This window comes from Sorangium sp. So ce426 (assembly GCF_051475585.1).
Lineage (GTDB): Bacteria > Myxococcota_A > Polyangia > Polyangiales > Polyangiaceae > Sorangium > Sorangium cellulosum_B.
This window is the reverse complement of record NZ_CP150341.1, coordinates 4,265,321-4,285,381: the sequence shown is the minus strand read 5'-3', so window position 1 is coordinate 4,285,381 and position 20,061 is coordinate 4,265,321. Positions and strand designations below refer to the sequence as shown.

At 72.8% G+C, this 20,061-nt stretch carries 14 protein-coding genes; 7 read left to right on the top strand and 7 right to left on the bottom strand.

Features of this window, described 5'->3' with window-relative positions:
- Positions 1-45: 45 nt before the first annotated feature.
- Entirely contained in the window at positions 46-2,859 is a 2,814-nt protein-coding gene (locus WMF44_RS16025; protein ID WP_437299981.1) for a serine/threonine-protein kinase, read from the bottom strand.
- 290 nt (positions 2,860-3,149) lie between these two features.
- Here WMF44_RS16025 and WMF44_RS16020 point away from each other — a divergent pair, with 290 nt between their 5' ends.
- Both WMF44_RS16020 and WMF44_RS16015 read left to right on the top strand, forming a co-directional pair.
- Positions 3,150-3,644 carry a hypothetical protein gene (locus WMF44_RS16020; RefSeq protein ID WP_437299980.1) on the top strand — a complete coding sequence of 165 codons (495 nt, stop codon included), beginning with the start codon at positions 3,150-3,152 and terminating at the stop codon, positions 3,642-3,644.
- A 411-nt stretch (positions 3,645-4,055) separates the two neighbouring features.
- A complete protein-coding gene (locus WMF44_RS16015; RefSeq protein ID WP_437299979.1) occupies positions 4,056-6,083 on the top strand; it encodes a DsbA family protein in 2,028 nt (675 codons plus the stop codon).
- A gap of 208 nt (positions 6,084-6,291) precedes the next feature.
- Here the strand turns inward: WMF44_RS16015 and WMF44_RS16010 are convergent, their stop codons facing one another.
- Both WMF44_RS16010 and WMF44_RS16005 read right to left on the bottom strand, forming a co-directional pair.
- On the bottom strand, positions 6,292-10,356 hold the full coding sequence (locus tag WMF44_RS16010; RefSeq protein WP_437299978.1) for a HEAT repeat domain-containing protein: 4,065 nt from the start codon (positions 10,354-10,356) through the stop codon (positions 6,292-6,294).
- A gap of 120 nt (positions 10,357-10,476) precedes the next feature.
- Complete coding sequence (locus WMF44_RS16005) at positions 10,477-11,298, bottom strand: sensor histidine kinase (protein WP_437299977.1); 822 nt, start codon at positions 11,296-11,298, stop codon at positions 10,477-10,479.
- 376 nt (positions 11,299-11,674) lie between these two features.
- Between WMF44_RS16005 and WMF44_RS16000 the strand changes: the two genes are divergently transcribed.
- The 3 genes from WMF44_RS16000 to WMF44_RS15990 all read left to right on the top strand — a co-directional run bounded on the left by WMF44_RS16000 (position 11,675) and on the right by WMF44_RS15990 (position 14,058).
- Positions 11,675-12,139: a response regulator gene (locus WMF44_RS16000; RefSeq protein WP_012235586.1), complete on the top strand. Its 465-nt coding sequence runs from the start codon at positions 11,675-11,677 to the stop codon at positions 12,137-12,139.
- A gap of 224 nt (positions 12,140-12,363) precedes the next feature.
- Positions 12,364-12,792 (top strand): response regulator, encoded by a 429-nt coding sequence (locus tag WMF44_RS15995; RefSeq protein WP_012235585.1) that lies wholly within the window; start codon positions 12,364-12,366, stop codon positions 12,790-12,792.
- 273 nt (positions 12,793-13,065) lie between these two features.
- Positions 13,066-14,058, top strand: coding sequence for a sensor histidine kinase (locus WMF44_RS15990; protein ID WP_437299976.1), 993 nt, complete (start codon positions 13,066-13,068; stop codon positions 14,056-14,058).
- A gap of 96 nt (positions 14,059-14,154) precedes the next feature.
- On the opposite strand, the gene dapE is transcribed toward WMF44_RS15990, so the two are convergent.
- Genes dapE through ndk form a run of 4 tightly spaced genes read right to left on the bottom strand, consistent with a single transcriptional unit; the run spans position 14,155 to position 17,515 of the window.
- Positions 14,155-15,258 carry a succinyl-diaminopimelate desuccinylase gene (gene dapE, locus WMF44_RS15985; protein ID WP_437299975.1) on the bottom strand — a complete coding sequence of 368 codons (1,104 nt, stop codon included), beginning with the start codon at positions 15,256-15,258 and terminating at the stop codon, positions 14,155-14,157.
- Positions 15,255-16,130 carry a 2,3,4,5-tetrahydropyridine-2,6-dicarboxylate N-succinyltransferase gene (locus tag WMF44_RS15980; RefSeq protein ID WP_012235582.1) on the bottom strand — a complete coding sequence of 292 codons (876 nt, stop codon included), beginning with the start codon at positions 16,128-16,130 and terminating at the stop codon, positions 15,255-15,257. Before WMF44_RS15980 ends, dapE begins: the two co-directional genes overlap by 4 nt.
- Positions 16,131-16,172: 42 nt before the next feature.
- Complete coding sequence (locus WMF44_RS15975; RefSeq protein WP_437299974.1) at positions 16,173-17,081, bottom strand: hypothetical protein; 909 nt, start codon at positions 17,079-17,081, stop codon at positions 16,173-16,175.
- Positions 17,081-17,515: a nucleoside-diphosphate kinase gene (gene ndk, locus WMF44_RS15970; RefSeq protein ID WP_437299973.1), complete on the bottom strand. Its 435-nt coding sequence runs from the start codon at positions 17,513-17,515 to the stop codon at positions 17,081-17,083. The genes WMF44_RS15975 and ndk overlap by 1 nt, the downstream gene beginning before the upstream one ends.
- Positions 17,516-17,841: 326 nt before the next feature.
- On the opposite strand from ndk, the gene WMF44_RS15965 reads away from it, so the two are divergent.
- Both WMF44_RS15965 and WMF44_RS15960 read left to right on the top strand, forming a co-directional pair.
- Positions 17,842-18,537 (top strand): response regulator, encoded by a 696-nt coding sequence (locus tag WMF44_RS15965; protein ID WP_437299972.1) that lies wholly within the window; start codon positions 17,842-17,844, stop codon positions 18,535-18,537.
- Between the two features lie 7 nt (positions 18,538-18,544).
- Complete coding sequence (locus tag WMF44_RS15960; protein WP_437299971.1) at positions 18,545-20,041, top strand: ATP-binding protein; 1,497 nt, start codon at positions 18,545-18,547, stop codon at positions 20,039-20,041.
- Positions 20,042-20,061: the final 20 nt, after the last annotated feature.

Genomic DNA, 20,061 nt, shown 5'->3' with positions numbered 1-20,061 from the left:
ACGCCGCAGCCCACGCGCGAGCGAAATGCGCCGCGCGACGCGCGGCTATTCCGCTTTCGCGACCCGGGACCGCCGCTTGTGACGGCGCCGCTTCGCTTCGCTGCGATCCTCGTGCGCGTCTTTCGCCGCCGTGTCAGCCTCGCCACGCGCGGGCGCCGGCGCGGCCGACTCGCGCGCCGCGGACGAGGACGATCGCTCGCGCGCCTTCGGCTCGCGCTTCGCGACCTCGCGGGAGGCGCGATCCGCCGCGCCGCGCGCCGCGGGTTTGCCGGCCTTCGCCGGCGCGCGCGCGGTCATCGCCGAGGCGCGCCGGGCGGGCTCGTCCCTCGCGGGCGACTTCGCCGCGTCGCTCTTCGCGACGGCGGCCTGCGCAGGCGGCGCGGCTCCCTCTCGGGGCGCGGCGGCATCGGAGCCGGCGGCGGGCACGGCCGCGAGGGCCGGAGGCGTGGCGCTCCCCTGCCCTGCCGCGCTGGCCGCCGCGAGCGCTGCCGCGACGGACGCCGGCGCGTAGGAAGCTGCCGCGAGCGCGCCGCCCGCCGGCGCCTCCGCGGCTGCCGCCGGCGCCTCCGCGGCTGCCGCCGGCGCCTCCGCGGCGACCGCCGCCGCCTCCGCGGCGACCGCCGGCGCGGCGGGCTGCGCCGCATCACCCGACGTCGCGGCCGCCTCGCCCGCAGCGCCGACGAGCGCAGCGACCGCGGGGACACGCGCCACCAGCTCGCGCCCCTTGCCGACGACCAGCACGCCCGCGAGCGTCATCGCGGCGGCGACCGCGGCGAACCCCATCGCGCGGCGGCGGGTGCGCGCGCGAGCAGGTCGCCCCAGCGCCTCCAGGATGGCCTTCCGCATCTCGGCGGCGCTCTGGAAGCGGACGCTCGGGTGACGGGCCAGCGCGCGCATCACCAGATCGTCGACGAAGGTCGGGATCTGCCGGGTCGGCGCGCGCTCGCGGAGGCGCTCGGGGCTGCCCTTGATCTTCGCGTCGATCAGCGCGACGAGGCTCTGCTCGACGAACGGCAGGCGCCCCGTGAGCATCTCGTAGAGGACGCAGCCGAGCGCGTAGAGATCGGCGCGCCCGTCGATGCGCCCCGACGCGGCCTGCTCGGGGGCCATGTACTCGGGCGTCCCGACGATCGCGACCGCGGCCCGGGCCGGCCCTTCGCCGGCGCCCGTCTCGTCCGCGACGCCACAGGCCTCGCCGCGATCGTCGGAGAGGCGCTTCGCGAGCCCGAAATCGAGCAGCTTCAGGCCGGCGTCCGCGAGGGAGAGCGCCCCCTCGGCGCCGCGCGGGCGCGTCATGAAGAGGTTCTCGGGCTTGATGTCCCGGTGAACGAGCCCCTCGGCGTGCGCGAGCTCGAGCGCGCTCAGCACCTTGGCGGCCATCGCGAGCGCGTCCCTCCAGTCGATCGCGCCGCCGCGGACGAGCAGGGCGTCGAGCGTCTCGCCCTCCAGGAGGTCCATGGCGCAGAACAGCCGGCCGTCCGCGGCCATGCCGAAATCGTGGACCTTCACGAGGTGCTCGTGGGAGAGGCGCGAGAGGACGCGGGCCTCGCGGCGGAAGCGGCTCGCGATCACGTCCGTCGCCGAGTGCTCCGCCGAGACGACCTTGAGCGCCACGCGGCGCCCCAGATCGACGTGCTCCGCCTCGTGGACGGTGCTGCTCGCGCCCGTCCCGATCTCGCGCAGCAGCCGGTAGCGCGTCCCGGGCAGCGTGCCGTCGTCCACGCGCTCGGCGGAGGCCATGGCCTCGGCGCGCGGGCTCACCGGCGTCACGGCCGTGGCGCGGTGGGCCTTGGCGGCGGCGACGAGGGCCGCGAACTCGCCGCGCGAGCGCCCCGGCTCGCCAGGGAACAGGCGCTGCATCAGGTGCGCGGCCCGCGCGCGCACGCCGCGTTCGCCGCCGGGCAGGGCGACCGCCGCCCCGAGGAGCGCGGCGAGGTCGCGCGCGGCGGCGCGGCTCGACGGGTACCGGGCCTCGCGGTCGAAGGCCGTGAGCCGCCCGATGGCGGCGTCGAGCGCCGACGGGGCCCCGAGCGACAGCGCGATCGGCGGCGGGTCGTTCTGGTTGCGCGCGACCGCGGCCATGTGCGTCTGCGCGTCGCCCTGGAGGAACCGGCGCCCCGCGCACAGCTCCCAGAGCATGATCCCGAGCGCATAGAGATCGACCCGCGCGTCGCCCGGGTCGCCGTTGGCGACCTCCGGCGCGACGTAACCCGGCTTCGCGAAGACGACGCCCGCGACCGTGTGGCAGCGCCGGTTCTGGCCGCGGGCGGTGCCGAAATCGATGATCTTCACGTCGCCGGCGAAGCCGAGCATCACGTTCTGCGGCGACAGATCGCGGTGGACGATGGCGAGCGCGGCGCCCGACGGGTCCCTGCGCTCGTGCACGTGGGCGAGCGCCTCGGCGATCATCGTCGCGATCGCGACCGCCTCCGCCCAGTCGAAGCGATGCCCGAGCTGCACCGCGCGGGCCCGGACCTCGCCGAGGCTCCGGCCCTCGACGTGCTCGACCACCGCGTACGGCTCCCCCGTCGCCGGGTCGACGTCCGCCTCGATGACCTGCGCGACGCCGGAGTGCTGGAGCTGCGCCTGCACCCGCGCTTCGTCCAGGAAGCGGGCGATGTAGCTCGGATCGGACGCGTGCTCGCGGCGGATGATCTTCACGACGACCGGGCGCTCGGCCCCCTCCAGCCCGGTCGTGGAGGCGAGGAACACCTCCCCCATGCCTCCCCGAGCGATGCGTCGCAGGAGCACGTAACGGCCGAGCGGCCGGGGAACATCGTCCGCAGCGAAGCCGCTCTTGGTGGGCTCGTGCGAGGGCGGAGGAACCGGGCGAGGCACGGTCGCGGAGGAGTTCGCCATGAAGCGAACCTACCGGATGTAGGACAAGGTGGGCCAAGTTCACGCGAACCGCTGCGCGACGCGGAAACCGGCCGCGCTGCTGCTGGCGCCGGTCGCTCGAACCACCGTTTCGACACAGGGGATCTCCAACTTATCCACAGGGTTATCCACACCCTGTCGACAAGTGGCATCCTCCGGGCGGTACCCTGGAGAAGCGTCGGGATCCGTCCAGGAAGACCTCGAAGTGTCGCATTCCTGCGGGGATCCGGGCCATTGCTCTCCCTGCACGCCTCGGCTAATCCTTGCGAGGGATGTCGCGACACGCTGTCCAGCGCCTGATGACCGTGCTGACGTTCGCGTTGGCGCTGGTCCTGCCGCTTACAGCGAGCGCTGCGATCGTCCCCGTGTGCGAGGACGACCGGATGACGATCGTCGCCCCGCCGGACGAGCCGTCGTGCACCGTCTTCACCAGCGTCGACGACGCGACGGGCGAGACGAGGTACGCGCCGATCTGCGATCCCCGCGGAGCTTCCTCGGTCGCTCCGCCCCGCACCCTCCCGATCACCGACGCGCGGATCGACGCGGCGCCAGGCTGCGCCACGGGCGATGGCGGGCCGATGGTCGGGCCGAACTCGCGGCACCCCGGCCCTGTGAGCGAGCTCTCCAGCGCCCCGCAGCAGGCGTTGCTCCTTCCCGACCTCGTCCTCCCTGCCCCGTACGCGTCGGTCTCGCTCTTCTCGTTCGCGGCGGTCCCCGGAGGACCGCGTCCCGGCGTCGCGCAGGGCGTCTACCACCCGCCTCGATGAGGCGAGCTCGCCGGCAGCCCGCACGCGATCGCGCCGCGTGGTCTCTCGTGGACCGCAGCTCTCGGCGCGAGGGCGGCGCTGCCGCGAGGTCCGGAGCGCTTGCCGGTCTGACCCGAGCCTCCTAGGCGCTGGTCCGGTCCCACGTCGCGCAGGCTCGCCCTCTCGAGGGCGAGGTGCCAGCCGCGCTCGTGGCCGGGCGCAGGCGCCGGCGTGAGGGTCGAGAGCGGCCCTGGCGCTCCGCCGGGGGCTGCGCCGCGCGCACGCGGCGGCGGCTCCCTCGGCCCGGGGTGGCTCGCCGCCCCGGGAGGTCACGATGGGCGATCTTGTCGCGGGCGCTGCACCCGGTGCCGCGCCCGCGTTGAAGGAGGGGCCCGCCTGGCGGAGCCCCACCACGTTGAGAGAGGAAACATCATGAACAAGGGAACAGCCATCGTCGGCTTTCTTCTCTGCTTCATCGCAGGGATGGGGCTGATGTGGAGCATCGATCGGAGCGCCGGCTCGCGCGGGCATGAGATCTCGGCGGTCCACGAGGACGGTCAGCCGTGGACCGACGAGGACGCGGCGGTCCCGGTGTCGTCGAAGGACCCCATGTGGGGCACGCGGGCGGCGCCGGTGACGATGGTCGTCTTCAGCGACTTCGAGTGTCCGTTCTGCACCAAGGTCGAGACCACGATCAACCAGCTCAAGGACAAGTACGGTCCCGAGAAGCTGCGCATCATCTGGAAGAACAACCCGCTCCCCTTCCACAAGAACGCGCGCCCGGCGGCGCTCGCGGCCGAGACCGTGTTCCGCCTCGGCGGCTCGAAGGCGTTCTGGAAGTTCCACGAGCTGGCCTTCCAGAACCAGAAGAGCCTCACGCCCGATAACTTCGAGAAGTGGGCCGTCGACGCCGGCGTCGACAGGGCGAAGTTCAAGGCGGCGTTCGATCGGCAGGAGTACATGGCCAAGATCGACGCCGACATGGCGGTCGGCAAGACGTCGGGCGTCACCGGCACGCCCGCCTCGATCATCAACGGCGTGTTCCTGAGCGGCGCTCAGCCGATCGACAAGTTCACCGCCGTCATCGACGAGCAGCTCAAGGCCGCGCAGGCGGCGGTCGCCGCCGGGACCAAGCCCGACAAGGTGTACGCGAAGCTCGCCGCGGAGAACAAGGCGAAGGCGCCGCCCCAGAAGGACCGCGAGCGCCCGCAGGAGGACGACAAGACCGTCTGGAAGGTGCCCGTCGGCGACGCGCCGGCGAAGGGCCCGGCCACCGCGCTGGTCACCATCGTCGAGTGGTCCGACTTCCAGTGCCCGTTCTGCAGCAAGGTCGTCCCGACCATCGACGAGCTCCTCACGACCTACGGCGACAAGGTCCGGTTCGTCTGGAAGAACAACCCGCTCCCGTTCCACCAGCGCGCCGAGCCGGCGGCTGAGCTCGCCATGGAGGCCCGCGCGCAGAAGGGCGAGAAGGGCTTCTGGGACGCGTACTACCTGCTCTGGAAGAACCAGCAGAAGCTCAACGACGACGACCTGCTCGGCTACGCCAAGGAGCTGGGGCTCGACGTCGAGAAGGTGAAGGCCGCGATCGCCACCAAGAAGTTCGGCGCGTCCATCGCCGCCGATCAGGAGCTCGCGGACGACCTGCAGGCGTCCGGGACCCCGCACTTCTTCATCAACGGCCGCCGGCTCGTCGGCGCGCAGCCGATCGACAAGTTCAAGACGATCATCGACGAGGAGATCAAGAAGTCGGAGGCGCTGCTCGCCAAGGGCGTCGCCGCCAAGGACCTCTACGCCGAGATCATCAAGAACGGCAAGGAGCCGCCGCCGCCCGAGCGCAAGGAGGTCTCCGCGCCGGCGCCGAACAGCCCGTGGAAGGGCGGCGAGCGGGCCAAGGTCGTGATGCAGGTCTTCTCGGACTTCGAGTGCCCGTTCTGCAAGCGCGTCGAGGACACGGTCTCCCAGATCTCGAAGACCTACGGCGACAAGCTGAAGATCGTGTGGCGCCACCGGCCGCTGCCGATGCACAAGAACGCGCCGCTCGCGTCCGAGGCCTCGCAGGAGGCCTACACGCAGAAGGGCAACGCCGGGTTCTGGGCGTACCACGAGGTGCTCTTCAAGAATCAGGGGCAGCCGGACGCCTTCTCGCGCGCCTCGCTCGAGAAGTACGCCGAGGAGCAGGGCCTCGACATGACGAAGTTCAAGAAGGCGCTCGACGCGAACACCCACAAGGCGTTCGTGGACTCCGAGAACTCCGTCGCGGACAAGGCGGGCATCAGCGGGACGCCGGCGTTCGTCGTGAACGGCTACTTCATCAGCGGCGCGCAGCCGTTCTCGAAGTTCAAGAAGCTCATCGACAAGGCCATGAAGGAGGCCGGCGAGACCGCGCCCGCCGGGCTGCCCGCCAAGAGGCCGGCGCCCGCCACGCAGCCGGCCGCCGCCCCCGCCGCGCCGAAGTGAACCGCCGCTGCGCGGTTCGCTCTCTCCCCTTCCCCTGACCCTCCCTCAAGCCCACCCGACGGGCGGCTCCCGCTGAGCGGCCGAGCCGCCCGCCTCCCCGCGCGACGCGGGCTCAAGCTCCTTCTGCGCGCGTCGCCCGTGAGGCGTCGGCGCGCCGCTCCCACGGGAGGCGGCGCCACGAGCCGCCCCCCGCTCCATGGTTGCGGCGTCAGCCGGTGGTGCGGAACCGCGAGCGCCCCTCGGAGATCCACCACGCGCGGTAGCGCTCCTGGGCTGCCTCCCGCTCCTGCCGCGGCAGGTCCTCGTAGTACCCGAAGTACTCCTTGGTGACGCCCTTCAGCTCGTCGATCGCCGCGCGGCGGATGGCAGGCTTCTCGTGCGTGAGCGCGTCGATGATCCACTCGATGCGATGGCGCTCGCCGTTCCTCGACCACCACGACAGCCACCTGCGCGCGTCCCGGCCGAGATCGTCCCGCGTGACGACGACAAGCGCCCGCGCCGCCGCCTCGGCGATCGCCTCGTGAGGATCGGTGAGCGCGCTGATGAGCGCCGGCACGCTGGCTCCCGAGCGGATCTCGGTCATCGTCTCGATGGCCGCGAGCCGCCGCGCGGACGCCTCCTCGCGGTCGCGCGCGATGTGGTCGAGCCCCTGCAGGATCGGGGCGCCCGCAGGCGGCGCCGCGATCAGCGAGGCGGCCGACTGGATCGCGATCCGCCGCACGGCGATGCTGTCGTCGAAGAGCCGTGGGAGCAGCGCGTTGGCGGCCTCCGGGTACGTCAGCTCGCCGAGCACGTGCGTGGCCCACAGGCGCACCTCGGGATCGGGCGAGGCGCTCCGCACGGTCATGAAGGGCAGCGCCGGGCGCCGGATCGCGACGATCAGCTCGAGCAGCGGCCCGCACTGGGAGGCGGGGGGCGCGGTGGCGACGATCGCGGCGCCCTCCGGGCCGGCGAGCTGCTCGCGGAAGCGCTGACGATCGACCCGGAGCGGACCGGGAAACCGCGCGGCGACGACCGAGATCGCCGTGTCGCCGTTGCGCACGAGCTCGGCGAACGCCCTCGCGCCGGCCTCGCCGCCCGCGAGGACGTGCTGAAGCAGCGAGGTGTATTCCGCGCGCAAGTCGCCGGCCGGCGACGGCGAGACCGCGGCGCGCCGCTCGGACGGGGGCCTCGCGTAGGCCGTGGCGGTCTCGACGGCAACAGGCGTACGGCGGCGCCACGAGGGCCGCCCCGCGGCCGGCGCCGGTCCGAGCTCCCGGTGCTCTTCTGCGCCCGGCGTGATCGAGCTGTCGAGCATCCACGGAGGCCGTGAGTACCGCTTCGTCCGCGCCTCTTCCGGCTCGCCGAGATCGAGGTCCTCCGACGCCGAGGGGACCGGCGCCGCGGGGATCTCGAGGTCGGGGATCTCGTCGATGATCGCCGGCGCCGACGACGCCGCGGCGCGCGGCGCAGGCAGCGGCGTGATCGCCGGCATCATCGGCGCTGTGACCGCCGGCATCATCGGCGGCGTGACCGCCGGCATCATCGGCGCCGTGACGGCCGTGCCGGACACGACGTCCGCGTCCACCTCGAGGCCCGATCGGAGCTGCGGCTCGGAGCCCATGCGCTGCGCGTGCAGCGTCGGGGCCGGCGGGATCGTCGAGCTGAAGGCCATCGCGTGCGCGACACCTTCGTCCGGCCGCACGGCCTCGGTCTCCACGCCGGTGCCGCGAAGGCCGAAGGCCCGCGCGACGGCGTCGATCCCGGAAGCGCCGTCCTCCGTGGTCCAGCTGCCCTGCCGCCGCACGGCCTGCGGCGCGACGTCGGAGGCGTCGGCGGGCAGGGGCTCTCCCGCGTCGCGGTCTGCATCCGCCGCAGGCAGCTGCGCGCCCGCGGCGGCGACGTGCGCGCCGTGCGCGTCCGCGCGGACCATGCTGCTCAGCTCCATGAGCGCGGCGCGGGTGCGCAGGGAGAGCGGTCCCTCGGTTGCCTGCTCGTCCATCGGCGCAGCGGCGTCCTCCGAACGCGCGGCGGCGTCCTCCGGAGGCACGGGCGCCTTCTGCTGAGGCGCGGGCGCCTTCTGCTGAGGCGCGGGCGCCTTCTGCTGAGGCGTGGCGGCCTCGTGGGGCGCCGGGCCGTCGCTTGGCTGGGCTCCGCCGCTGCGGTTCTGCTTCTTCCGCAGGATGAGCCGCTCCAGCACCGTCGCCGCGATGCCGGCGAGCGCGATGAGGTCTCCGATGCTCGAGAGCTCGACCGAGGTGGCGCCGTCGTCGCCGTAGACGAGCGCGACGACGCGGCCGCGCACGACGATCGGGACGACCGCCACGGCGGCCGCATGGACCTTCCTGCCGAGCTCGCGCTGGAGCTCGGCGTCAGGCGCGCTGCCGGCGACGGCGGTGACGACCGGCGCGCGGAGCGCGCGCGCCCTGGCGAGGGCGCTCGGACGTTCGAAGGGCACGGCGATCTTCGTGACGCGCTCGCGCTCGGCGCCTGGACCCGAAGCGTTGCGGCCCTCGGCGCGCTCGCCGTGCACCGTGAACAGGACCGTGTACTCGAAGTACTGTTGAGCGAAGTCGAAGAGGACCCCGAGCACCTCTTCGCTCGATCCGACGGCGGCGAGCGCCTGCTCGGCCATGGCCAGCGTGAAGGGGCCCTTCCGCCTCTGTGCAGCGGACGCAGACCGTCCCGCCTCGCGCATGGAGACCTTCGCCGCCGGTGCGCTCGAGGAGAGCTCGCGCCGCTCCGCCGGAGTCGCCGCAGGTGCCGGCACCGCAGGCGCTGACGGCACGGGGACCGGCGCCTCAGGTGTCGAACCTGCGGGTACCGATGCCGCCGTTGTCGACGCCGTGGATGCGGATCCGTGGGGCTGCTGCTGGAGCGCCGCAGCGGCTGGCGGCAGCGGCTCCTGCTGAGGCCGGTGTGCAGCAGAGGCCCGCTTCAGCCAGCCCGTCAGGAGCTGAGTGCCTGGCGCTGGCGAGCGCACGCCGGACAGCGCCGACGCCGGCGAGGCCGCTGCTTTCGGCGCCGGCTCCGTGATCTCGACGGGCGGCCCCGGGGCTTCCGCGGGCGGCGACGTGCGCACGGCCTCCGATGGCGCCAGCGGCGAAAGGTGCGGCGCGAGCTGCTCGGAGCGCGGCGTCGGCACGGCCGGCTCGATCGCCGGCTCTGCCTGCAGCGCGGCCGCCTGGCCGGTATGCGCGGCCGCCTCACCAGGAGCTGGCGTGACGCGCGGTGAAGCGACCGCCTCGACCCGAGGAATGTGCGCCTCGGGATAGCGGAGCAAGGAGAGATCGAGCGGATACGCAGCGACGACCGTCGGCTCGTCATCCATCTCGTGGAGCGGCGGCTTCCTCGGCGTGGGCACCGCCTCGTTGAGCGCCACGTCCGCGACGACCGTGTCCTCGTCGTAGATCGAGGTCAGCGATTCGACCGTCGGAGCATCCTCGATGCTGGGTCGCCTTTGCTGGGTCTCGGCGGCGTCCTCGGGCTCATCGACGCTGGCCAGCGAAGCCGCCTCGACTCCTGGAGGCGACGTGGGGCGGACGCCTGCCGGTGAATCCGCATCGGCGCCACGGGGCGAGGCGGCAGCGAGCTCAGCTGATGGATCCGCGACGACCTCGGCAGGCGAACCCGTGTCGATCTGCGCGGACGAGCTGGCGTCGACGGCCGCGTGGGGAGCCGCGTCGATGCCCGCAGGTGAGGCGGGCGCCGGCGCCGGCGGGACCGCAGCGGCGACCGGAGGGCCAGGCTCGTGCGCCAGGTTCGGCTCGTTCGGGCTCGGCTCGGCGCGCGCGTCGAGCTGCTTCACCAGCCGCGACAACCGCCGCTCCAGGGCCACGCCGTAGTGCTCGGCGAGCGCCTGGCGGATGCGCACCAGCGGCGCGGCGAGCTGCCGCAGGCTGACCCCCAGCGCGAAGCTCAGCTCTTCCGCCACGGGCAACGCGAGGGGCTCTGCCGTGGCGATGACGAGCGTCGCCTCGCGCTGCAGGGCTCCTGTCGCCGCCACGTCGAGGCCCGCGCGTACGTCGAGGGGGAACACGCGGTGCTGGACCGCAAGATCGACGGGGATCGTCCGCAGCACCTCGGGCGACGCGGGTCGCAGCCGGCCCACGGCGGGCGGGAGCCCGAGGCTCTCCGCGAGCAGCGCCGTGAGCTCTCGCTCACGCACCGCACCCAGCTCCAGCACATTCGTGGCGAGATCGCCGCCGTGGAGCACTTGGCGGGCGATCGCCTCCTCGACCACCCGCATCGAGGTAACCCCATGCTGCACGAGGAGAGAGCTCAGCGTCGGCATCGAGGCGCATTCATCGGTGGGCGGTGGAAGTTGGAGCACGCTCGCGACGTGCGACCCCGTCCATCCTAGACGAAGTCTTCATCGGACACGATCCGCGCGTTGCGAGCCCAGGGCGGGATCTCATCCGTCATCGCCGCTCGCGCTCGCCGCACGGCCGCGATCCGTCGTTTCGGGCGAGCCGGAGGGAGAGCCCCGCCGAACGCCGCCGAGAGAGCACGTGAATCGCAGCCCCGTCGTGGAGAGCCCCGAGGCCGGCTCCGTCGAGCCGCCTTCCGCGCGACCGGACGACGGCTCCACGGTCAGCCCGCCCCCGTGCGCACCGAGGATGCCACGCGCGATCGCGAGCCCGAGGCCCAGCCGCTCTCGACGGCGCGGCGCGACAGGGTCGGCGGGGATCGCCGCCCGCTCGCCGAACGGATCGAGCAGCCGGGCGAGCGGCTCGGGCGCGACGGGGCCGGCCTCGTCGATGACGGTCACCACCGCCTCTCCGCCGGAGATCGAGACACACATCTGCACGGGGCGATCGCGCGAGCGCAGGATGGCGAAGCCGAGCACGTACTCGATCGCCACCCGGAGCAGCTCCGGATCCCCCTCCACGGGGGCGCCCCCGTCGGGCTCGGCAACGAACGAGATGCGCACGCCACGCGCGGTGGCCGCTTCTTCGAGATGCCCCGCCGCGCGGCGGGCGAGCTCGCCTGCATCGTACGAGGCGATCGCCATGGGACGGCTCGGGTCCGCGCGGAGCCAGATGGAGTTGTCGAACTCGTCGAGCAGCCGCTTCAGCCGCTCGCCCGCGCCGCGCACGCGCTCCAGCATGTCCCGCGGCGCCGCCCCGAGGTCCTTCTGGTAACGCAGGAGATAGTGGACCCCCGCCAGCATGGTCGCCAGCTCGCCCCGAAGATCGTGGCCCACACGCGCGAAGAACTCGTCATCCATCCACATAAACGCCTGCTCCGAATATGCAGCAGCGCGGACCGCGAGCATCAGACGAGCAAGCCAACTGTCGTCGGGGCTGCCCCGAAACAGCGGTCGCCGGAGGCTGGGGGTGAACCGCGCAGAGACCCCCCATCTGCGCTGGACAGTTGATGGTTGCGGATAAGCGACCTGGGCACAAGGTGTACCTGGGGTTCAGGTTCCGCCTCCACCAGCGCGGGGGGGCCTTTCCAGAAACGCCGGCGGGAGGCCGTTGCTCTTCGTTGCTCTCCTTCCATGTTCCATGGGCCATGTTCCATGGGTCGATGGTCATGCTTCCGCGCATCAGCGCATCGAAGCCCGAGCACCTGGGGAGCGCTGTCAGCCGAGCCGCGAGCGGGGGAGCATGTCCGAGGCAGAGCGCAGAGAGTTCACCGAGCATCACGACGAGCAGGGAGACGAGGATACCCTGGTGATCGAGCGGCGGCGCCGGGTCCTCATCGTCGATGATGATCCCGATTTCCTCGTCATGGCGGAGGCGGCGCTCGCTGCGCACGGCTTCCTGGTAGAGCGGGCAGCCGGCGGGCTGCGTGGCGTGTTCCTCGCGACGCAGGACGTCCCGGATGTGATCCTGTGTGACCTGAGGATGCCCGGCATCGACGGCTTCGTCGTCGCCGAGGCGCTGCGCGCCGATCCGGCGACCCAGCACGTCGCCATCTTCGCGTGCACTGGCCGGCGCGATCTCGAGGCCCGCGCCGCGCTCAACGCCTCGGCGTTCGACGGTGTCCTCGTGAAGCCGGTCGACTGGGACAGCGCCGCTCGTTTGCTCCACGAGATCGTCGGCGTCCGCCGCCCCTACGGACCTACCTAGGCCACGTCAGGAGCAACCTGAAACCCCTTCAGGGCAAATGCAGGATAACCCCTGCGCGGGAGGGGAAATGCCCGGCATCGTGCCCGCAATCAGGTATACAAACATGACGTGACCCGAGCGGATCGCCCCCCTACATGACCCTGCGTGAGAGGCCGGCCGAGCGATGCCGGAGCCCCTTGCGATCGGGCGGCGCGGTGCGCCGAGGAATGGAAAGGTTCACTGGGATGGAAGTGAAGTCTGATGACAACGCGGTCTCGCCGCTCGTCCTGGTCGTGGACGACTTCCAGGACAACCGGGAGATGTTCGCGGAGTACCTGTCTTTCTCCGGGTTCCGCGTGGCCGAGGCGGCGACGGGGCGCGAGGCGCTCGACCGCGCGTTCGAGCTGATCCCGGACCTCATCCTGATGGACCTCTCGCTCCCCGAGATCGACGGCTGGGAGGCGACGCGCCACCTCAAGAGCGATCCTCGCACCATGAGGATCCCCATCGTCGCCCTCACGGGTCACACGCTCGCGGGGCACTCGCGCGAGGCGAAGGACGCGGGGTGCGACGCCTTCCTGACGAAGCCGTGCCTGCCGGACACGCTCGTGCTCGAGATTCGCCGCCTCCTGTCGCGCGGCAGCGCGTCATCGCAGCCGGAAAGCGCGCCCTGACGCGCCGCGAATCCCCCGCCACAAGACCAGCGAAACCTACACAGCACGCTCGAGCTCGCGAGATCCGCGAGGCGCGTGCCCTCCGTGGGACCGCAGCGAGGCCGCAGCGACACCGCAGCGGGACCGCAGCGGGACCGCAGCGGGACCGCAGCGGGACCGCAAATAGCGCACCTGCGCTCCCGCGCTGCCAGGACTTGACTGCGGCACCACCTGACTATTCTCGGTGCGGTCTTTCTGGCTAACTGAGGGCTTGAGAGGCACGAGGGGACAAGAATGGCGGGGGTGACGAGAAAAAAAGCCGGGAAGAACGCGGCGGACGGCGCGGACGCAGCGCACGGCCGCACGCTCCGCGGGCGCACGACGGCGGCGCCCCTGCGCGCTCCGAAGCGGGGCTCGACGTCGGCCGCGGCGAGCGGGCCTCGATCCGCGGGACCGGCGACCCTGCGCGCCAGGGCGCCCCGGCGATCGAAGGCGGACGCGGAGCGGCTCGCCCCGCGGGGCGACGCGGCCAAGCGCGAGCGGATCATCGAGGAGCAGCGCCAGCTCCTCGAGCGCCGCGCGGAGGCGGCAGAGCGCATCCTGCGCGAGACCGTCTCCACCATCTCTCACGACCTCAGGAACTCGCTGAGCGTGATCGTCGTGAGCGCCCGCATGCTGATGCGATCCGTCCCTCAGGAGGGCCCGGGTAGGCGGCAGCTCGAGGCGATCACCCGCGCAGCGGACGAGATCAACCAGCTCGCGCAGGATCTTGTCGACGCCATGAGCATCGAGAACGGCTCGCTGAAGGTCGGCAAAGGCGCGCACGAGGTCGAGCCGATCCTCGACAAGGCGATCGAGCTCGTGGCGCCCACGGTCGCGCTGAAGCCGCTCGAGATCGCGAAGGAGCTGCCGCACGAGCTGCCGCCCATCGCGTGCGATCGGGAGCGCATCGTCCAGGTCATCGCCACCCTGCTCGGCAACGCCATGCGCTTCACGCCGAAGGGCGGACGCATCACGGTGCGCGCCGAGCCGTCGGGCACCGACGCGCGATTCTCGATCTCCGATACAGGACCTGGCATCTCCCCGGAGCAACAACTGCTGCTCTTCGCTCGCCACGCGCCCCCTCGAAGGCCCATGGGACAGGGGATGGGGCTCGCGGCGTTCGTCACCAAGGGCATCGTGGAGGCCCACGGCGGCACGATCTGGGTCGAGAGCTCGCCCGGCCAGGGCAGCACGTTCTTCTTCACCATCCCCGCCGCCGGGCTCTCGGTGCGCACGGCCACCTGAAGCGCACGAGGGTCACCGGGGCGCGCCCGAACGCTGCGCGCGATCAGGCGGGCTTCCCCCTGACACGGAGCGCGCGCAGCGGGTGCGCGCGCGGCCTCAGGCCGGTCCGAGCGCCGAGAGCCAGCGGCGGAGGATCGTGCGACCCTCGGACAGCTTTCGAAGCGACGACCACTCGTTGCGCTGGTGCGCCTGGGCGTTCTCGCCGGGGCCGAAGTTGACCGCGGGCACCCCGAGCTCCGCGAAGCGGGCCACGTCGGTCCACGCCTGCTTCGGCTCGACCGCGGCGACGCCCGCCTCGCGCAGCGCGACGACGAGCGGGTGCGACGCGTGCGGCGGCGCCGAAGGGCTGAGGTCGCGCCAGGCGATCTCGGCGCGCCCGTCCACGAGCGCCTCGATGGTCCGCTGCGCCTCCTGGATCGACGTCCCGGGCGGGAAGCGGTGGTTCAGGTTCATCGTGAACTCGTCCGGAACGACGTTCCTCCCGCGCCCGCCCTGCGCCATCGTCGCCGTCGTCACGGCGCGGTAGACGAAGCCGTCGATCTCGACCTCGCGCGGCGCGAGCGCGGCGAGCTCGCACAGGAGCGGGCCCGCCTTGTAGATGGCGTTCTCCCCTTGCCACGGCCGCGCGCTGTGCGCCGTCCGCCCGCGGAACGTCAGCCCCGCGTGGAGCGACCCGCTCGCGCCGAGGCTCAGCCGGTTGTCGCTCGGCTCGAGGCACACCGCGAGATCGAGCGCGCGGAGGTCGGGCTCGCGCTCGATGACCAGCGCGAGCTCGTTCTCCAGGTACGGGCCCTCCTCCCGCGCGTAGAACACGAGCGTCAGATCGACGCCCGCGATCGCCTCCCGCTCGCCCTCGACGAGGTCGAGCATCAGCGCGAGCCCCGACTTCATGTCGCTCGCGCCGGGGCCGTAGAGGCGATCCCCCTCGATCCGCGGCGGCCCGTCGTGCGAGGTGCGCACCACGTCGAGGTGCCCGGCCAGCGCGATCTTCGGGCCGCCCGTGCCCTGCGTCACCTGCACGACGAGCGAGTCGCCGTGGCGGCGCACCGGCGCGGCGAGCCGAGCCCGACCGAGCCGCTCCGCCACCGCGCAGCACAGCTCCTGCTCCTCGCCCGTGGGCGACGGGACGGAGCAGAGCCAGAGCAGCTTGCCCGCGAGATCGGCCGCGGCCGCCGCGTCCGCGTCGGAGCGCGCGCTCACACCGGCACCGCGAAATCCCGCAGCGCCGCGTTCAGCGACACCTTGCGATCCGTCGCCTCGCTCCGCTTGCCGATGATGAGCGCGCAGGGGATCGAGAACTCCCCTGCGGGGAAGCGCTTCGGCCGCGTCCCCGGGATCACCACGCTGCGCGCGGGCACCCGGCCGCGGTGCTCGACGACCTCCGGCCCCGTGACGTCCAGGATCGCCGTCGACGCGGTGAGCACCACGCCGGCGCCGAGCACCGCCTCCTCCTCGACCACGACGCCCTCCACCACGATCACGCGGGAGCCCACGAAGACGCCGTCCTCGATGATCACCGGCCGCGCCCCCGGCGGCTCGAGCACCCCGCCGATGCCGACGCCCCCGGCGAGGTGCACCCCTCGCCCGATCTGCGCGCAGCTGCCGACCGTCGCCCAGGTGTCGACCATCGACCCCGAGCCGACCCACGCGCCGATGTTCACGTAGCCGGGCATCACGATCGCGCCCTGCTCGAGGAACGCGCCGTAGCGCACCGTCCCCGGCGGGACGACGCGCACGCCCGCCTTGTCGAGGCCGCGCTTGAGCGGGATCTTGTCGTGGAACTCGAAGGGGCCGACCTCCATCACGCTCATGCCGCGGAGCGAGAAGTAGAGAAGGATCGCCTCCTTGATCCACGCGTGCGTCACCCACCTGTGCGGAGCGCCCTCGCCGGTGGACGCCGCGCCTTCGCCGCCCGCCTGCGCGGTCTTGTCGGGCTCGGCGACGCGGAGCAGGCCTTGATCGAGGCATTCGATCGTGCGGAGGACCGCGGCCTCGTGCGCGGGCGAGCGGAGGAGCTCGCGGTCGCGGAACGCCGCCTCAACGAGGGACTTCATGGATTCTTCGGTGGCCATGGCGCCGCCTTTAGCACGGCCGAGCCAGCACCGGCACCGGGGTCAGAACGTCATGGTGACGACGCGCCCGTCCGTCCCCTCGACGAGCTCGATGCGCGCGCGGCGCGCGACGACGCGGGCCACGGCGGCCGCCCGCTCGCCGCCGTCGCGCAGCACCACGTCGAGGGCGACCGCCGGCGCACCCTCGCGCGGGCCGCGCTCGGCGATGCGCACCATCGAGCGCCCGTCCGAGAGGCGGGACACCGTGAGGTGCGGGCTCGCCACGCCCGCCGCGCTGACCATGCCGACCGCGAGCTCCATGAGCCCGCTCACGGCGCGCACGTCGCCCTCCACCTCGTTGGCGCGGCCATCGGAGGAGGCGACCGAGATGCCGACCACGGGCCGCCCCTCGGCCGGGGCGGCGCTCCAGTTGCGGAGCACGTCGATGAGATCGAGCGGCGTCGGGCGCAGCTCGAGGGTCGCGATCACGAGCTCGGACAGGCGAAGCGCGCCGCTCAGCTCCCGGGCCGTCCTGCGCACCGACGCCTCGAGCCCGAGGCGCTGCCGCGCGTCGATGCCGCGCTCGGAGCCGCCGCGATCCGCGCGGCCGCGGCCAGCGCCGCGCGCCGGCGAGGCGCCCGCCGCCGCGCGGGACAGCTCGTCCGTGAGGCGCGCGACCTCGACGCCCGCGTGGCCGAGGACCGCGCAGGCGGCGTCGGCCGCCGCGGCGTCGGCCGCCGCGGCGTCGGCCGCCGCGGCGGAGCCTGTCTCGACGAAGCCGTCGCGGACCGCCGCGGACAGGCTGTCGAGGGCGACGACGAGCGCCGCGCACCCCTCGCACACCTCCGGCAGCGCGAGCGCGACCCCGCGCGGCCCGACGCGGCGCGAGCCGAGCAGGTGCGCGAAGCTCTCGATGCCAGCCGCGCCGTCCCGCGCCGCGCCGAGCGCAGCCGCGAGCCGCTCGCCGAGCATCAGGCCGTCGCGCTCGGGGCGACCTCGTAACCCGCGAAGAAGTAGCTGATCTCCCGCGCGGCGGTCGCCGGCTTGTCGGACCCGTGGACCGCGTTCTCGCCCACGTTCGCCCCGTAGAGCTTGCGGATCGTCCCGTCCGCCGCCTTGGCCGGGTCCGTCGCGCCGATGACCTCGCGGTACTTGGCCACCGCGTCCTCGCGCTCGAGCGCCATCACCAGGATGGGGCTGCGCGACATGAACGTCACGAGCTCGTCGAAGAAGCCGCGCCCCCGGTGCTCCGCGTAGAAGCCCTCGGCCTCCGCGCGGGTAAGGTGGATGCGCTTCATCGCTTTGACCGTGAAGCCCTCCTTCTCGAGGCGGGCGACGATCGCGCCGGCCGTGTTCTTTTCCATCGCATCAGGCTTGATGATTGAGAGAGTTCGCTCGAGGGCCATGGGCGGCCCAGTTAGGCGAAAACGCCGAGCGTTGCAAGCGCCACGCATTCCGTCCTGGGAGTCCGCCGCCCGCCTCGCTGCACGATCCGCCGCCCGGCCGCGCTTCCGTCATCGCTGTCCATCCCGCCGCACCGCTCCAGGCTGCTCTCCCGGCCGCGCCCCCGGTCGCGGCCGCGTCCGATCACCCGGCGTCTGTCTCGCCTCTCCGCGCTCTCCTCGCGCTCGCGCTCCACCTCGTCCTTGTCGCAATTCCGTCTCGCGAGGGCGACGCGCGACACGCGGGATCGCCATCAAGCTGTCACAATGCGCTGCTACATACATCCGCCATGCCGAGCCATGTGCTCATCGTGGAGGACGAGCGCGACCTGCAGCGCGTTCTCACCTACAACTTCCGTCAGGCCGGGTTCGATGTGGTGTCCGCCGGGAGCGGAGAGACAGCGCTCCGGGCGGTCAAGGAGGAGCGGTTCGATCTCGTCCTGCTCGACCTGATGCTCCCGGACATGTCGGGCACGGAGATCTGCCGCCGCCTCAAGCAGAACCCGCAGACCTCGGCGGTGCCCGTCATCATGGTCACGGCCAAGGGCGAGGAGATCGACCGGATCGTCGGCTTCGAGCTCGGGGCCGACGACTACGTCGTCAAGCCGTTCAGCGTGCGCGAGCTCATCCTGCGCGCCCGGGCGATCCTCAAGCGCTCGGAGAGCCCGGCGTCGGCGCCGGAGAAGTTCGACTTCGGCATCCTGCGGGTCGACCGCGCCGCGCACCGGGCCTGGGTGCAGGAGGCCGAGATCGCGCTGACCGCGCTCGAGTTCCGCCTGCTCATGATGCTCCACGATCGCCGCGGGCGCGTGCTGTCGCGCGATCTCCTGCTCGACGAGGTGTGGGGCTCGCACGTCGACGTCACCGCGCGCAACGTCGACACCCACGTGAAGCGCGTCCGCGAGAAGCTCGGGGCGGCGGGCGATTACATCGAGACCGTGCGCGGCGTCGGCTACCGGTTCCGCGCCGAGCCCGAGGTCGCCTAGAGGGCCCATGCGCTTGCCGAGGGGGCTGGGCATCGGTGCGAAGCTCGCGGCGGGGACGGTGCTCGCCCTCCTCGTCGCTGGCGTCCCGATCGAGCGCCTCGCCGCGCGCGACATGGAAGCGGCGCTGGTCGCGGAGCACAGCCCGCGCGCCGCCGCCGACGCCGCCCTCTTTCGCTCGCGGCGCACCCTGCTGCTCGGCATGGGCACCGTGATCGTCGCCGCCGTCTCGGTCGGCGCCGCCACGGCCTTCTTCGTCGCGCGCCCCGTCCGGAGGCTGACCCGCTTCGCGCAGGCGATGTCCGAGGGCGACCTGTCGACGCGCGCCCCGCTGCGCGGCTCGGGCGAGCTCCGCCAGCTCGCGCGCGCGCTGAACCACCTCACGAGCGAGCTCTCCCGCTCGACCGCCGAGGTCCGGACGGAGCGCGCCCTGCTCGCGGGCATCCTCGACGGGATGAGCGAGGGCGTCCTCGTGCTCGATCGCGACGGGAGGATCCTCCGCGCCAACCGGGCGCTCCGCGCGATGGCCTCCCTCGGCGAGGACGCGCTCGGTCGATCGGTCATCGACTCGATTCGCAACGCGCGGCTCACCGAGGCGATCCAGCTCGCCGGCATGCGGGACGAGCCGGTCGACGTCGAGGTCGAGCTCGGGCGGACGCTGCCGAGGCGGCTGCTCGTGCGCGTGTCGCGCCGGAAGGGCCCGGAGCGGGTCGGGCACGATGAGCGCGAGGCCCTCGCCGCGTGGGGCGCGGATCACGACGGCGCGTCCGCCGAGCCGGGGCTCATCGCGGTGTTCCACGACGTCACCGACCTCCGCCGGCTGGAGACGATCCGGACCGACTTCGTCGCCAACGTGTCCCACGAGCTGCGCACCCCGGTCACCGCGATCAGCACCGCCGCCGAGACGCTGCAGCTCGGCGCGCTGAAGGACCCTCACGAGGCCGCCGAGTTCGTCGACGTGATCGATCGGCACGCGAAGCGCCTCCGCCACCTCGTCGACGACCTGCTCGACCTCTCGAAGATCGAGGCGAAGAGCTTCCGCCTCGCGCTGTCGGAGCTCGACATCGCCCCCGCCATCGAGCACGTCACGCAGCTGCTCGCCGAGGCGGCGCGCCGGCGCAGGGTCACGCTGACGGTCGACGCCTCCGCGCTCCCGCCCGTCCGGTGCGATCGCCGCGCGCTCGAGCAGGTGCTCATGAACCTGCTCGACAACGCCATCAAGTACGCGGGCGAGGGAGCTCACGTCACGGTGAAGGCGCGCTCGGCCGATCAGCAGGTGACGCTCGCCGTCGCCGACGACGGCCCCGGTATCCCGCCTCACCACCTGGGCCGCATCTTCGAGCGGTTCTACCGGGTCGACGCCGGCCGCTCACGCGATCTGGGCGGCACCGGTCTCGGCCTCGCCATCGTGAAGCACCTGGTCGAGCTGATGAACGGCTCGATCGAGGTCGAGAGCGCCATCGGCCGCGGCACCCAGTTCACCGTCCGCCTGGCGCGCGCCGGGTGATCCACGCGAACCACGCAAAG